This is a genomic window from Frankia sp. CoBUL1 (genome assembly GCF_978021245.1).
This window is the reverse complement of the sequence record NZ_CDXDOS010000070.1, coordinates 1-14,775: the sequence shown is the minus strand read 5'-3', so window position 1 is coordinate 14,775 and position 14,775 is coordinate 1. Positions and strand designations below refer to the sequence as shown.

Below are 14,775 nucleotides of genomic sequence, written 5' to 3'. Positions count from 1 at the left end.
CCCCCTCCAGCCGGGACCCGGGTACCGGCTCGGGTACGGGCTCGGCTACCGGCCACGCGGCCGTGCGGGCGGGCCGGCTCCGAGACGGCGGCAGCGTCGCCGGCATCCGGCCCATCGACTTCAGGGCTCCCCCACCGGCCCTGTCCCGGCGGGTCCGCTCGTGGCCGGCCGGAGGCAGCGCCCGGTGACATCCGGTCCGGGGCGCGCCGGGGTTCCCCGGCGGTCCGTGGGCCGTCGTCCCTGATCGCGTGCTGGTACCCGGTGAAGCTGACCTCGTCCAGTAGCCCGGAACCCGGCCGAAGTCCGGAACCCGGCCGACCGCCTCCCCGGGAGAAGCCGTCCGGGTCCGGAAGAGATCCCCGGTCCAGCCCGGACGGCACGCGCGGGTCCGGGGGAGACGAGGAATACGCGGGTCGGTGCCGGGGGGCATCGACCCCACCCGGCGGGGAGACACCCGCGCCGCGTGGGTCGGGCCAACCGCCGCGATGGGCGGGCCGCTGCGCCGGCTCGGGCCGCTCCCCGGGCGGGACTGGCCCGCCCGGGGACCGCCAGGCCGAGGCCGGCCGATCAACCTGCGCGGGCGTCACTGTATGAGATTGTACGATATCGTACGGTATGGGATCGTCCCCGTACGCCGGTCCGTCGAACGTCGGCGCGGCGGCTCGCGACGAGTGGCGGGGCTCGGGCCTCCTGGCGGATCTCGTCGCCAGCGTGCTGAACGCGACGATCCGGCCCTCGGACGGCTGGCGGCGCCGGGGCGCGGCGGTTCCCTCAGCTGCCGGACCCGACCGGGGAGCGGCCCGAGCCGCGTTGGCAGGGAGGTCACGCACGGGGTCCGAGAAGTTCCGCGCCGGGTCGTGAACCGGACCGGCGGGCGGGCCGGGATCGGCGCCATCGCCCACCCGACCATGGTCCACCCGACCATGGTTCAGTCGCGGCTGCGCGCGCGTGCCACCGTGCGAGTTCCTGCCCTCAGCGACCATCACCCGCCCCTTCCCGCCCCCGGCGCCTGGGCGCCACGTCACCGCACCATCCACCGACGACGCGAACAACGCCGACAATCACCACCCTACGGAGGTGACCCGGGACAACCCCGACACCGACCACGGTCATATATCGCAATCTACCCCAGAGTAGTCCTGCCAACACGAATCAGAACAGTCGGCCCATCGGTTATCACATCACTTTTCGGTGTTCCATCAGGACATTCCGCCCGGAGCCGGGCCGGGCCGGGCTAACGCTTCTTGACCCGGCACACCCGTTCGAGGATGAGGCCCCCGGTCAACAGCACCATCGCCGCAGCCAACCCGAGACCCGCGGTGAGCGCGTCGCCGCCCGCGGTCGGGAACTCCCCCGTGCGGGGCATGGTGTAGCCGAACACACCCGCCCAGATGCCGGCAAGCGCCGCTCCGACGACGGAGCTCGCCTTGGCCAACGCGGCGAGCCGGGCGACGGTGAGCGGGAGGATCGGCCGCGTTCCCCGCCGCCCCTCCAGCCGGCGACGGGTCAGGGATGCGACCTGGAGCTCGATGGCACCGATCATGAGAACCGACACCGACGCTGTTCGCGGCAGCGTGGGAATCGATCGGTACGCCCACCACAGCAGCAGGTACCCGAGTACCCCGAACGCCACCGCGACCGCGATGAGATCACGCGCCCGGGTCGGTCTCACCTGGCCGCCTCTTCGGCGTCACTGCCGTCGACGGCGGGATCGGTGACGGCACCGGCCCCCGGATCCGCCTCGACCACGGGATCCGGCAGCGACCACGGGGTCCGGCGCAGACCGGCCGGGTGCTTCCCCGCGGCCATCCGGGCGACCAGATCGGCGACCCGCCCGTGCCCGGGCAGCGTCGCCTCGGGATCAACGTCCAGCCAGGGCACGCAGACGAAGGCCCGCAGATGTGCTCGGGGATGCGGCACGAGGATCTCGGGGTCATCACTGCGCAGGTCACCGATCGCGATGACATCGACGTCGAGCGTTCGCGGGCCCCACCGGACGGCCCGGACCCGCGCGGCCCGTTCCTCCACCTCGCGGACGACCTCGAGCAGATCACGCGGGGGTGCCGGGCGCACCAGGACGACGGCGTTCAGGTAGTCGTCCTGCTCGGGTCCACCGACGGGTGCCGTCTCGTACACCGGTGAGCCGGCGAGCACCCCCAGCGCGCGGTCGAGCCGGTGGACGGCGGCGGACAGCCGGCCCAGACGATCGCCGAGGTTGGACCCGAGCGACAGCACCGCATGGTCCGGCCGGGTCATCATCCGGTCACCCGCCATCGGTGGCGACCCCCGCAGCCGCGTCCGGCGCGGTCACCGACTCGCCGCCGTCGACCCGGTTGCGGACGATCGTCACCGCGACATCGGCGAACGGAAGCGCGATCGGGGCCGCGGGCTTGTGGACAGTCACCTCGGCCCGCATCACCCGACCGTCCCGCAGACAGGCGCGGACGAGTCGATCGGCGAGGGTCTCAATCAGATTCACGGGTTCTCCGGTGACGATCCCGGCAAGGGTCTCGGCAAGCTCGCCGTAGTGCACGGTGCGGGTCACGTCGTCGTGGAACGCCGCCGAAGAGAGGTCGAGCCACAGCGTGGCATCGACGACGAACTCCTGGCCAAGATCCCGTTCCGCCGCCAGAACCCCGTGGTAGCCGCGAGCCCGCAGCCCCGACAGGGTGATCCGGTCGAGCGACGTGGCCCTCGATTGGGAGGCGACCTCCGCTGCGGAGCCCGTCACCGCGGAGCCCACGGAACCTCCCGATCTTCCACGCGGCCGGGATCCACGGCCCGGCCGGGATCGGCCTCGGGTCCGTCCCCGCGCCGGTCACTATCGTCCCGCCAGGCGCGCACGACCCGCACGGCGTCGGCGGCCGGCCGGACGGCGTGCACCCGCACGCCCCACACCCCGGCCGCGGCCAGCAACGCGGTGGTCGCCTGGGTGGCGTCGTCCCGGTCGGCAACCGGCCGGGACGGGCCGTTCGCGTCCGCCAGTACCGAGCCGAGAAACGACTTGCGGGACGTGCCGACGAGCAGCGGCCGGCCGAGCGTGACGAAGGCGTCGATGTGGCGCAGAAGCGTCCAGTTGTGCCGGGCGGTCTTGGCGAAGCCGATGCCGGGGTCGAGGATGACCCGATCCTCGGCGATCCCGGCGGCCAGCACGGCCCCGAGCCGGTCCACGAGCTCCGCGACCACCTCCGCGACCACGTCGCGGTACACCGCCCGGGACGCCATGTCCGCACTGGTCCCCCGCCCATGCATCAGCACGTAGTGCACGCCACGGTCGGCGACGAGACCGAGCAGATCGGGATCGGCGCCGCCGGACACGTCGTTGACGAGCACCGCCCCGGCGTCGACCGCGGCGGCGGCCACAGCGGCACGGCTGGTGTCGACGCTGACCCGGACGCCCGCGGCGGCGAGCTCGGCCACCACCGGAAGCACGCGACGCATCTCCTCGGCGGCGATGACCCGAGACGCGCCCGGTCGGGTCGACTCGCCACCGACGTCGACGAGATCCGCCCCGTCGTCGGCCATCCGCAGCCCGGCCCGGACCGCGTCCAGCGGATCGAGGTAGGTACCGCCGTCCGAGAACGAGTCCGGCGTGACGTTGACGACGCCCATCACCCTGGTCAGGCCGCCCGGCAGGAGGAGTTCCTCGACGGTCCCGCTCATGGGAGACCTCCACCGGACGTCGCATCCAGCGGCGCACGGCGGTAGGTGTAGCGGTAGACCGGCCGGAAACCAAGATCGGCGTACAGGCCCCGCGCCGCGGCGCTGACCTCTTCGACCTGCAGATACGCATGAGTGGCGCCTCTGCCCGCAGCCCACTCGGCGAGTGCCGCGATAACCCGGCGGGCCGCGCCCCGGCCACGGGCCACGGGCAGGGTGGCCATGCTGTAGACACCCAGCCAACGGTCGTCCGCGATGCCGCGTCCGACCGCCGCCGGCATGCCGTCCACGGTCAGGGTGATGTAGATGGTGGGCAGCCGCAGCGCCGAGAGCACCGCGAGCGTGCCGGGCCGCTGCGCGTTGAACGTCGTCAGCACCTGGCCGGCGACATCCAGCCACTCATCCGCCGGCGTGGTGGTGACGGTCATCCCCACCGAGCCGGCAGCCGCCGGTGCCCGGTCGGCACCACGCACAAGGCCGGCGAGAGGCGCCGTGCAGACGTCGGTAGGACCGGTGTCGTCGTACCCGGCGGCGTCGAGGACCGCGCCGAGCCCGGTCGGCCGGGAGAAGGGTGTCAGCTGGAAGGTCGGCGGCAGACCGGCGGCGGTGTAGAAATCCCGCACCGTGGCAAGCGCCGCGGCGAGGTCGGGCACGTCGCCGCGGGCCCAGACCGAGTTGCCTCGCCGGGACGATCCGGCGGACTCGCGCAGCACCCACCCGGCCTGTTCGACCTGGCGCAACGGCGGCCAGGCCCGGTGCGCCAGGTCATCGAGCTCACGGGCCAGGGACGCGTCGGCGGACGGCAGGTTCGTCCGCGGCCCGACCAGCGGATCGGCGGGACACCGCGCCACGCGGTCATCAGGCACGGCGCGCCGACCACGGCCGGCCTGGTCGACACCAGCTGCGCGACCTGCCGGCCGGAAAGCACGTCGGGGGGCCATCGACCACGATACCGAGGCTACCGATCCGAACGCAGGGATGGACGACCCGAGCGCGGGGATGGACGCCTGCGCCGATCGGACCAACATCGGGCCCCCCAGCTTCACCTTTTCGGTAATCATGACAAGGTGTCATGATTACAAAGCTATTGCCGCCTCGTTCCCGTTCTGGAGTGAACCGGCGGCGGGCCGCATCCCGGCCTCCCTCGGCTCGTCGCCCGGGACCCTCCCGGGCCGGGGCGATGATCCACAAGCCTGCGCCGCGCGATCCTGTCGGTCCTGCCAGCGCCCCCCTTCCTCATCCCGCCACCGCCGACCGGCGAGCTCCACCGCCGCATCGCACCGCCGCCGGCTTGCCCGCCGAACATGATCGGCAAAGGAAACCTCCGGGTAACACCACGCAGAGCCACGATGACAGAAACTTTGCGCACCAGTAATCATCACCCTCCGGCGCAGCCTCCCTCCTACTATTGACAAAGCGAGACACAGGCCAGAACGACCAGAACGACCAGAACGACCGGCCGGCGGCAGCGAGACCGTCGTACGACCGCCGGGAGACTTCGGCCGTTGATCGCTGGATCCGGCCGGACCGCCGTCAGGGAGGATGGCGGTCGCGGCACCGATGCGGGCGCGTGGTCTCACTGTGCGCCCCCGGTCGGTCGCTTCTCGCGGTGGGCTCTACCCCCACTACCTTGTCGTCACGGTCACGACCGTGGTGCTGTCTGAAGGAAGGACGCGCGGCATGCCGCAGTCGAGCGGATCTTCACCGACGCGCGGGCCCGACCCCGGTGCCTGGGTCCCGACGAGCCGGGCGGCCCCTCTCCCACCCTGGTGGGCGACCACCGAGTCGATCGTCATCCCGCCGGCGCGCACCCCTCCGGACGACCGCCCCGAGGACTACGAGCCGGCGCCACCGCCCCAGCCTTCGATGACGAAAGCCGCAACAAGCCCCACCGATGTGTCGCCGGCACCCGCGGGCACGCCATCCTTCGGCACTGTGAGCGAAGCACCATTCGGCACTGTGAGCGGAGCGATCCCGGCGCAGCCGACACCGTTGTCGGCCCCCCACACCACACGCCTTGGCGCTCCGGCCCCCGGTGCCTCGGACCGCAGGCAGTTCCATCGCTATGCGGGAGCGGCGGTCATGACCGCAATCCTCGCCGAGGGACAGATCATGGAGGTCTCGGACGTCCTCGCGGCCAGTCCGATCCAGCTCGCCCTGGAACGCGCCGACGATCTGCTCGACGACCTCCTCGACGCGCACGAGGCGACCCCACCCGCGCACATCCTGGCCCAGACCGAGCGGTTGCGCCGCGGCCTGGAGCGACTCAGCCGGCGGTCCATCCCCGCCGGCGATGCCCACCGGCGCGACGTGCTGCGGGGGCGGGTCGCCGTGCTGGGTGCGGATGCGGCCTTCAAACTCGGTGACATCGAGACCGCGCGGTCGCTGACGTCGCTCGGGTTCCAGGCGGGGCGCTCGGTGGGTGAGGGTGCGCTTCGCGGCTCGGCCCGGGAAGTCGCGGCCGTCAACGAGTTCTACGCCGGCCGGCCCGACGAGGCGCTCCGCCTTGCCCGGGACGGGCTGACCCACGTCAGTGGCGGTGCCGTGCGGGCCCGACTTGTCTGCCAGGAGGCGCGTGCCCTCGCCGCCCTCGGTGACGTGCGGGGCGCGGCCCAGGCCCTGGACCGGGCGTACGACCTGGCGGACGCCATCCCGGCGGACCAGTGGGGCCGTCCCGGTCCGAGTTTCGACCAGTTCAATCCGGTCGAGGTGCCCTACAACGCCACGACGGCCCTGTGTCTACTCGGCCGACCACAGGCCGCCCAGGAACACGCGGATCTCGCCCTGCCGAAGCTGGACGGGATGAACGCCCCGGGATTCCGGTCGGTGATCCGCCTCGATCTCGCCCTGGCGCTGGCCCGGCAGGGTCGCCTGGAACTCGACCAGGTCTGCGCACTGGCCACCGAGGCGATCCAGATCTCCTGGGGGCGAACCGTGGCCTCCGTCTCGGGACGCGCGGATCAGCTGCTCGCGGCCACCCGGCCGCACAGCGAGGTGCGCCAGGTGCGGGACCTCGCGGTACTCATCCGGGAGTGGCAACGCTCCGCGGCGCGGCAGCGGCCCGGCGGGCGCGCGGTTCCCGTGCCGAGCTCGCCGGTCTGACGCCGGCCACCGTACGAGGACCGTGCGAGGGCGCAGTGGCCGACGGCGCGCACCCTCCGGCGGGCTCGCCGGAGGGTGCGCGGTTCACCGCGGAGCGGACCCGCCGCGCCCTCGGTGCGATCTGCGCCAAGGCCGGCCTGGACGACTCGGATGCCATGATGATCAAGAGAACCGTGAACGCGGTGTACCGGCTGCCACGGGCCGGTGCGGTTGTCCGGATCACCGGATCGGCCGCGATGGCGCATCGGGTGAACAAGGTGGTCCGGGTGGCCCGCTGGCTGGCGGAGAACCACGTCCCGGCCGTCCGGCTGCTCCCCGGCGTGCCGGCCCCGGTCACGGCGGCCGGCTTCCTCGCGACGGTCTGGGCCGACGCGACGCCACCCGGCACCCCGCCCGGCGGTCCGGCGCCGGACACCGCGGAGCTGGCCGGCGCGCTGCGCGGTCTGCACACCCTGGCGCCGCCGGAACCGCCGCTGCCATGCTGGGATCCCCTCGACGACGTCCGCCGGCGATTATCCGACGCCGAGGCGCTCCCCGAGCCCGACCGCCGTTTCCTGGAGAAGATGACCGGCCGGATCGCGGCGGCTCTGCCCACCATCCGCTACGCGCTGCCGCGGGTCGTCATACATGGGGACGCGCATCTGGCGAACCTCGTGCGGGCCGCGGACGGCCGCGCGCTGCTCTGCGACTTCGACGCCACCTGCCTGGGGCCGGCGGAATGGGACCTGATTCCTGTGGCGGTCGGCCGGCTACGCTTCGGTCATGATCCTCAGGCCCACCTCGATCTGGCCCGGGGCTACGACTTCGACGTCACCACCTGGGACGGGTTCGCCGTCCTGCGGGCGGTCCGGGAACTGAAGCTGGTGACGAGCGTGGTGCCGATCCTGGGGAGCAGCGCGACGGTGGCCGCCCAGTTCCGGGTCAGGATCGACAGCCTGCGCTCCGGCGACACCGGCGTCCGCTGGTCCCCCTACCGTTGACGCCTCCCTCATCACCCTCGCTGTCAGGGCCCCCGGGGAGGAGACGCCCCGGGGCCGGCACCACACGAGGCACACCGTTTCCACCGGCCGGGCCGTGCGGTCCACGGAACCACATGTCATTCTGGTCAGACCTGTCGGGCCGGTCCGGCGGGTCACGTCCACGTGCCGGACGCTCGGCTCCGAACGCGGGCTACCGGGGACCGCTGTCCTGGGCGTGGTCGTCAGATCACCCCGGCCTCATGGCTTGGGTCGCCCAAACGGAGGGGAGGCCCTTGAACACGACGGAGGGAATGCCCGCCCCGGGGATCAACCAGGTGGTGTGCTGCCCGGAGAACAATCATGAACGATGATCCTCGGGAGATCGGCGCCATCCGGGCCGGCGATGCCGGAGATCGGGACCCCGCGAATCCCGGGCCGTGGGAGCGTGGCGGGCGCGTCGGGTCCCCGCCGCCGACCACCGAGCAGCCGTCCCGTTCGGCGAGCCGACTGCCGGCAGTGACGGACACCGGCCGGTCGTCTCCCGACCGGTCGTCCCCCGACCGAGCCGACCCGGATCACTGGCAGACTGGTCCGGCGCAGCCGCGCTCCACCGGTGCCGCCGGTTGGACGGTCGACGGCCCCTACCGCCCCGAGCCGGCGGCATCCGTCTTCCGGCCGGGCACTGCCGCCCCGGCGGCGTCCCCTGCCGTCTCCGATACCTGGCCGTCGATGCGCCGCGTTGATCCGATGTCGGCCACGGGCTCCGAGGCAGCGGGTTCCTACCCGGCGGGCCCGGCTGGCTGGACCGATCGGGGCACGCCCGGGTCCGCGGCCATGAACCGTCGAGGCACGGAGAGTGCCAACGGCAACGGCAGGATGCTGCCAATCGAGACCCGCACCTTCGATCCGCTGCTCGACCAGTTCCCCCCGAATCCGGGCGGGGCGTTCGGTCAGGCGTACCCGCCGCCCCCACCGGGGGAGACCCGGGCCTGGCGGGGCGATCCGCTGAACCCGCCGCCGCTGAACCCGCCACCGTCCGACCCGTACGCCCAGTCCCCGCCACCGGGCCCGCCGCTGAACCCGCCACCGGCCGACCCGTACGCCCAGTCCCCGCCACCGGCCCCGCGGGACGAGCGCCATGATCCGTGGCGGAGCACGCCGCCGGTGGCGGCGGCGTGCTCGTCCGCTCTGGAGGAGACCGCCGCGATGAGACGGGCGGACTTCGACTCCGCCGCTCCCCGGCCGTACGGCGAGATGGATGGGCGATACGAGACCTATCGACCGTCGACCGAGTATCCCGCGCCGCCGCCCGACCGGTCGAGAACCGGAAGTAAGGCAGCCGGCGGCCCGTACACCGGCCCGGCCCGCACGCCCACCGAAGCCGGCCGCATCCCCTCCTGGCTACGCGATCCCGAGCCGGCCGGGTCGCCCGGCGGACCGGCCGGGACCGGGCGGCACCGCGATCCGAACCGCGGCGATCAGGCCCACGGCGGCCGGGCCCACGACGAATCGTTCCGGACGGAGCACGACCCATCGGCCGCGGCCGGCCGGCGTCGGGCCGGTGGCCCGGTGGGACCGGGTTCCCGGGAGACGGGAAACGGCCGGGCGGGGCTCGCCACCAGCGCACTGCTGCCCGCTCCCCCGGAGACGGCGTCCCGCGGCTGGCGCAGGCTCGTGTACCAGGTCTCGGCGGGCGCGGTGAACCCCGGTCCGTCCCCCGACGAGGTTCGCGACCGCCGGCTCCTCGCGCGCATCCGGAACCCGCTGCACGACTGTCACCGCATCGCGGTGATGTCCCTCAAGGGCGGCGTCGGCAAGACCACGACGACGGTGGCGGTCGGTTCCACGCTGGCCGGCCTGCGCGATGACCGGGTGGTGGCGATCGACGCGAATCCGGACCGTGGCACCCTGGGTTCCAGGGTGCCACGCACCTCCGCGCACACGGTGCGCGAACTGCTGGAGGACGCTCCGCGTCTGCACCGGTACGTGGACGTCCGCAGGTACCTGTCACAGGCCGACTCGAGGCTGGAGGTGCTGGCGTCGGCCAACGATCCGGAGCTGTCGGACACCTTCGGGGACGCCGACTACCGGGCAGTCGACAATCTACTGCAACGGCACTACTCGATCCTGTTGACCGATTGTGGGACGGGCATCCTGCACAGTGCGATGCATGGGGTGCTGGAGCTGGCCGACACGCTGGTGATCGTGAGCAGCGCCAGCGCCGACGGCGGGTCCAGCGCGAGCGCCACCCTCGACTGGTTGGACGCGCACGGCTACTCCGACCATGTCCGCGAGGCGGTCGCCGTGATCTCGATGTTCCCCGTCCAGGGCGAGCGGGTCGACGTCGACACGCTGGAACGGCATTTTGAAGCCCGGACGCGACGGGTGGTCCGGGTCCCGTTCGACCCGCATCTGGCCGACGGGGGACGGATCGTGCTGTCGAGCCTGAAACGGGAGACGCGGGCGGCCTATCGGGAGATCGCCGGCGCGGTAGCCGAACGCTTCGGCGAGGAACGCCGCAGCTACCCGGGCGGCTGACGCCGCTGACACCGCCGGCTGCCTCAGCAGTTCAGCAGCTCAGCGCCGCCACCGCCGCCCGCACGCCGGGACGACGCAGTTGCCGGGCGATGGTGGTCCGTCCCTCGATGAGCCGGGTGAACAGCCCGAAGGTGCCCGGAGCCGCCATGACCGTGTGCATCGCGCCCGGCCGGCGGGTGAACGCGGCCAAGACCTCTCGTCCCGCCGCCATCTCGGGGCCCAGGATCGCCTCGACGCGCGCGGGATAGGCCGCCAAGGCGTCGAGCGCCGTGACGCCCGGGCCAGTCCGCCTTGTATCCGTGACCCCCCCGGCCCGGGTCACGCCCGCCCTCGCGCGACCGACGCCCCCACTCGCCGCGGCGGCAGCCTCCCCGGCGAGCCGACCCGACCGTAATGCGAACGAGATGCCTTCGCGTGTCCACGGATCCAGGAGCCCGGCCGCGTCCCCCGCGACCAACACCCGGCCTCGCCGCAGCGGGGAGCCGACGGCCCGCACCCGGGTGAGATGTCCGGAGTCATGCTGGCGCGGCAGGTCGGTGAGCCCGAGCCGGTCGACGAACCGGGTGTAATAGGCGCGCAGCGCGGCGCCCTCGGCACGATCACCGATCACGCCGACCGTGAGCACCCGTCCCTTGGGGAACACCCACCCGTAGGAACCCGGCACCGGCCCCCAGTCGATGAGCATGCGTCCGGCCCATCGCGCGGCGCGCGCCGGGTCGGCGACAAACTCGCCCTCCAGGCCGACGTCGACCTGGTCACAGCGGACACCGACATAGGTGCCGCAACGACCCGAGGTGCCGTCCGCACCCACCACCACCCGGGCGCGCAGGTCCGCCCCCGCACGCAGACGCACGGTCACCCAACCGTCGTCCTGATCCCCGGTGTCCTCGGCGATCCCGGTCCCGCCCGGCCCGCTCTCGGTCAGCCCCACCACGTGCGCACCGGTCCGCACGGCCGCGCCGGCCGCGACCGCCGCGGCCAGGAGAGCGGCGTCCAGATCGGATCGCATCACCATCGACATCCAGGGACGGCCGCCGGACCGGCCGCGGGTGACCTCGAAGCGGCCGTCCCAGGTCATCGTCAGGGAGCTGACGCTGGCTCGAACCAGACCGGTCAGTTCGATGCCGAGATGATCCGCCGAAAGGCCGACCAGGCCGCCACCGCAGGTCTTGTAACGAGGTACCGCCGAGCGTTCGAGCACGCACACCCGGGCCCCGGCGTTCGCCGCCGCCCGCGCCGCGCTGCCACCGGCCGGACCCGCCCCGACGACAATGACGTCAAAGGTGTTCTCCGGGTCGTCAACCCTGCTCACAGCGCTCCATCCTCCCGACACCGCATCCCGCCCAGGCACCGCAGTCTGCCCAGGCACCGCAGTCTGCGCAGGCAGCGCGGTCTGCGCCGATGCCGTCAGCGCAGGGTGAGGCTGCGTCCAACAAGACCCGCCCGCACCCGGCGTTCGTGCGCGGTCAGTGCCGTGGTGTCGGCCAGGGCCCTTTGGTAGGCCACCCGCAGCGCGGCGGCCGGCTCCTCACAGCTACCCGCCTCGCTTCCGGGCGCGAGATCCCAGACGGGCACGACGAGCCCGGCGGCGCGGAAGAACCCGATGAACCTGGAGCCCTCCCCCACCGTGAGACGTTCGGCCGCGGCCAGGCGAGCCAGCGCATCCAGCAACGCCTCCTCGGTGGGGGCGACGTCGGCGCCCGCGCCGATGGGAGCGACCACCTCGGCCTCGGAGTCGGTGCCCGCCGCAGCACCCGCCGCACCCGGCCAGGCCAGCGGAAGCGCCCACCGCAGGTGCCAGCGGTCACCGGGATGGCACCAGTAGGCGGCCGGCACCGAGGTGAGCCGTACGGTGGGCACCACGGTGGCGTTGGCGCGCTCCAGCATCACCGCCACCTCCTGGTTCGGACCGCTCTCCTCGTCGGACGGTGGCAGCCACCATCCGAATCCAGAATGAACGGTGATGTCCAGGGGCGCCGGGTCCAGCAGGTCGGTGAGCCGGGGCAACCCGGCGAGTCCCGCGGGCAGTTGTTCCACGAGACGCGGCGCGGAGGCGGGCGGGATGTCGATCACACTCCCCGACTCGGCGGCGAGTGCGGCGAGCAGGGCACCGGCGACGTCCCGCGATACGTCCAGACCCGGAAGGGCGATCTGCAGGGCGACCAGGATTTCGCCGTCCTCGCGCACCAGGGCGGGGGCGGCCTGCGGCAGCATCGTGCAGAGCGTGATGCGCCGGTCGGCGTGCTCGGGATGGTCGGCGAGGTAGGCCGCCGCCAGGGCCAGCGGCGCGGTGGCGCTGGGCACCAGCTCCCGCAGGGCGACCAGGTCCGGCTCGTCGCGGCGGCCCGCGAACGGGCGCAGCACGGGAGCCTGCCGGTTCCGCTCGCCGTGGCACGCCTTGTAACGACGGCCCGACCCGCAGGGACAGGGTTCCCGCGGTCCAACGGCGGGGATGGCACCATCGGATCCGTGGACGGACGAGCGGCGACGGCTCCGTGCGGCTCCCCCGCCAGAGCCGGGCGTGGCGACTCGTGCCGGGCGGGTGCCGGGACGCTGGGGTGCGGGTCGGCGAGCGATCACGACCTCCTGAGGTAGAGACCGTCACGCGCGGTCATGGACTTCCTGCTGGTAAGGCTAAGCCATGCTCGGCGGATGACGAGGGTGCCGGGTGGCGGCCGTGGCCGCGGCAAACGTCACCGATCCCGTCGCGGGAGCGGGCTGACGGAGGGCCGACAGCCGACAGACCCGGTCGACGACAGATACATCCCCGGTATCTCGGGCGCCCGTTCAGGGATAACCCTCTTCCGCGGCAGGGACTATCCCGTCGCTGCGAAAGCATCACCACGGATACCGCACGCGGACCCCTCCTCAATGGGCACGATGAACACAGCCGTTCGGCGAACGGGCGCTGGCGGGACTGATGGCGAGCATCATCAACGCTCGTCCGCAAGCCACCGTCACCGTGGCGACACATCCAGGAGGGCGACGCCGCGGGAACCGGTGAAAGGCCAATCGGCATACGGCGCCCGCGGCATTCATCTCGATATAGGGGGGATCGGTGGCGAAGGTCGTCGTCGCCGGCGGGGGCATTGCTGGGATCGCCTGCGCCAGCGCACTGCTAGCCGAGGGAATCACCGTGGATGTCCGTGACCGGGGCCGCGTGATCGGCGGACGGATGGCCTCACGGTGGATAGACGGGCGCATCGTGGACTCCGGCGCGTCGTACTTCACCGCCACCTCACCGGAGTTCCGCGAAGTCGTGGACGATTGGTTCATCCGTGGCCTGGTACGCCCCTGGACGCACCGAATGTCGGTAATCAGTGGGCCGACCGCCACCCTGGCCGAGCCGCGTTCCGGCCCGCTGCGGTACGCCGCCCCGCGCGGGCTGCGTTCCCTGGTCGCCGACCTCGCGTCCCGGGCCGGGGTACAGGTCACACAGTCCACACCGATCCGCCGGGTCACCCCGGGTCCCCGCGTCGACGACGAGGCCGCCGACGCGGTGGTCCTCGCGATGCCCGACCCGCAGGCACTGCGCCATCTCGACCCGGCCTGCGCCGAGGAGCGGACGCAGCTCGCCGGCCGACCCTGGTCGCCGGTGCTGGCGCTGCTCGCCGGCTGGCCCTACCGGTGCTGGGCACCGATCGACGGAGCCTTCGTCCACGACGACGATACGATTACCTGGATCGCTGACGACGGTCGTCGCCGAGGTGACAATGCCGCCGTCCTGGTCGCCCACTCGACGCCGGATTTCGCGCGGCCGCGGCTGGCCGACCCCGCAGCGGCCGGGCCTGATCTCGTCGCGGCGCTACGGCGCCTGCTCACCATCACGATGCAACCCAGTTGGACGTATGTGCAAAAGTGGACCTTCGCTCGCCCGGACCGTCCGCACGAACAGCCGTACTACCTGTCCAGCAGTGGGATCGGGCTCGCCGGCGACGGCTGGGGAACACCGAAGATCGAGAATGCCTGGCGCTCGGGCACCGAGCTGGGCCGGGCCCTTGCCGCCCGATTGAGATAACCGATTGCGACAACCTATCGCAATAACCGATTACGATGACCGATGACATGTGACCGGATCGAGCCTGCGTCGGCGTAGGTCGTTCGGTTGACGATGCGTGACGCGGGTACACCCTCCGACATGGAGATCAAAGTAAGCCTGTCGTTGCCCCACGATGAGATCTCCATACCCGTGATTCGACGTATCTGTACGCAGTCCCTGAAGGTCCTGGGCGTCAATCAAGAATGCATTGACGATGTTGAAATCGCCTTGACCGAAGCGTGCGACAACGTTCTTCTACATGCCCATGCCGGCGACGAGTACGAGGTTTTGGTGGGAGTGGACAACGAAGTCGCTGTCATCGAGGTGAGCGATCGCGGCGACGGTTTCGACAGCGCGGATGAGCTCGATCGGACAGCCCGCCAGAATGGCGATTCCCCCAGGCCAGATAATGTTCCCGAGCAAGGCCGCGGCATCTTTCTCATGCGCGCTCTGATGGACCGGGTGCAGTTCCAGGGC

General features: G+C 72.3%; 14 protein-coding genes. 7 read left to right on the top strand and 7 right to left on the bottom strand.

Annotation, left to right across the window (positions count from 1 at the left end):
• Together AC08OX_RS07905 and AC08OX_RS07900 are read left to right on the top strand one after the other, a co-directional pair.
• A partial coding sequence (locus tag AC08OX_RS07905) for a hypothetical protein (protein ID WP_476607206.1) occupies window positions 1–188 on the top strand: 188 nt, incomplete at its 5' end.
• A gap of 427 nt (window positions 189–615) precedes the next feature.
• Window positions 616–861, top strand: a complete 246-nt coding sequence (locus tag AC08OX_RS07900) for a hypothetical protein (protein WP_476607205.1) — start codon at window positions 616–618, stop codon at window positions 859–861.
• Window positions 862–1,234: 373 nt separating this feature from the next.
• On the opposite strand, the gene AC08OX_RS07895 is transcribed toward AC08OX_RS07900, so the two are convergent.
• The 5 genes from AC08OX_RS07895 to AC08OX_RS07875 are packed head-to-tail and all read right to left on the bottom strand — an operon-like array spanning window position 1,235 to window position 4,526.
• Window positions 1,235–1,672, bottom strand: a complete 438-nt coding sequence (locus AC08OX_RS07895; RefSeq protein WP_476607204.1) for a DUF3180 domain-containing protein — start codon at window positions 1,670–1,672, stop codon at window positions 1,235–1,237.
• The gene (folK, locus tag AC08OX_RS07890) at window positions 1,669–2,274 is read right to left on the bottom strand and encodes a 2-amino-4-hydroxy-6-hydroxymethyldihydropteridine diphosphokinase (RefSeq protein ID WP_476607203.1); all 606 of its coding nucleotides are present in this window, start codon (window positions 2,272–2,274) and stop codon (window positions 1,669–1,671) included. Before folK ends, AC08OX_RS07895 begins: the two co-directional genes overlap by 4 nt.
• Window positions 2,264–2,731, bottom strand: a complete 468-nt coding sequence (gene folB / locus AC08OX_RS07885; protein WP_476607202.1) for a dihydroneopterin aldolase — start codon at window positions 2,729–2,731, stop codon at window positions 2,264–2,266. Before folB ends, folK begins: the two co-directional genes overlap by 11 nt.
• Window positions 2,728–3,663, bottom strand: a complete 936-nt coding sequence (folP, locus tag AC08OX_RS07880) for a dihydropteroate synthase (protein ID WP_476607201.1) — start codon at window positions 3,661–3,663, stop codon at window positions 2,728–2,730. Before folP ends, folB begins: the two co-directional genes overlap by 4 nt.
• Window positions 3,660–4,526 (bottom strand): GNAT family N-acetyltransferase, encoded by an 867-nt coding sequence (locus tag AC08OX_RS07875; RefSeq protein WP_476607200.1) that lies wholly within the window; start codon window positions 4,524–4,526, stop codon window positions 3,660–3,662. The genes folP and AC08OX_RS07875 overlap by 4 nt, the downstream gene beginning before the upstream one ends.
• 814 nt (window positions 4,527–5,340) lie before the next feature.
• Between AC08OX_RS07875 and AC08OX_RS07870 the strand changes: the two genes are divergently transcribed.
• The 3 genes from AC08OX_RS07870 (at window position 5,341) to AC08OX_RS07860 (ending at window position 10,259) form a co-directional block, all read left to right on the top strand.
• Window positions 5,341–6,762 (top strand): hypothetical protein, encoded by a 1,422-nt coding sequence (locus AC08OX_RS07870; RefSeq protein WP_476607199.1) that lies wholly within the window; start codon window positions 5,341–5,343, stop codon window positions 6,760–6,762.
• A 35-nt stretch (window positions 6,763–6,797) separates the two neighbouring features.
• The gene (locus AC08OX_RS07865) at window positions 6,798–7,742 is read left to right on the top strand and encodes a phosphotransferase (RefSeq protein ID WP_476607198.1); all 945 of its coding nucleotides are present in this window, start codon (window positions 6,798–6,800) and stop codon (window positions 7,740–7,742) included.
• Window positions 7,743–8,081: 339 nt separating this feature from the next.
• On the top strand, window positions 8,082–10,259 hold the full coding sequence (locus AC08OX_RS07860; RefSeq protein ID WP_476607197.1) for a MinD/ParA family ATP-binding protein: 2,178 nt from the start codon (window positions 8,082–8,084) through the stop codon (window positions 10,257–10,259).
• A 31-nt stretch (window positions 10,260–10,290) separates the two neighbouring features.
• Here the strand turns inward: AC08OX_RS07860 and AC08OX_RS07855 are convergent, their stop codons facing one another.
• The gene (locus AC08OX_RS07855; RefSeq protein ID WP_476607196.1) at window positions 10,291–11,571 is read right to left on the bottom strand and encodes a geranylgeranyl reductase family protein; all 1,281 of its coding nucleotides are present in this window, start codon (window positions 11,569–11,571) and stop codon (window positions 10,291–10,293) included.
• 95 nt (window positions 11,572–11,666) lie between these two features.
• A complete protein-coding gene (locus AC08OX_RS07850) occupies window positions 11,667–12,839 on the bottom strand; it encodes a DUF5926 family protein (RefSeq protein WP_476607195.1) in 1,173 nt (390 codons plus the stop codon).
• A 478-nt stretch (window positions 12,840–13,317) separates the two neighbouring features.
• Here AC08OX_RS07850 and AC08OX_RS07845 point away from each other — a divergent pair, with 478 nt between their 5' ends.
• Together AC08OX_RS07845 and AC08OX_RS07840 are read left to right on the top strand one after the other, a co-directional pair.
• A complete protein-coding gene (locus AC08OX_RS07845) occupies window positions 13,318–14,277 on the top strand; it encodes an NAD(P)/FAD-dependent oxidoreductase (RefSeq protein ID WP_476607194.1) in 960 nt (319 codons plus the stop codon).
• 120 nt (window positions 14,278–14,397) lie between these two features.
• Window positions 14,398–14,775: ATP-binding protein (locus AC08OX_RS07840; RefSeq protein ID WP_476607207.1), on the top strand; the 378-nt coding region annotated here is incomplete at its 3' end.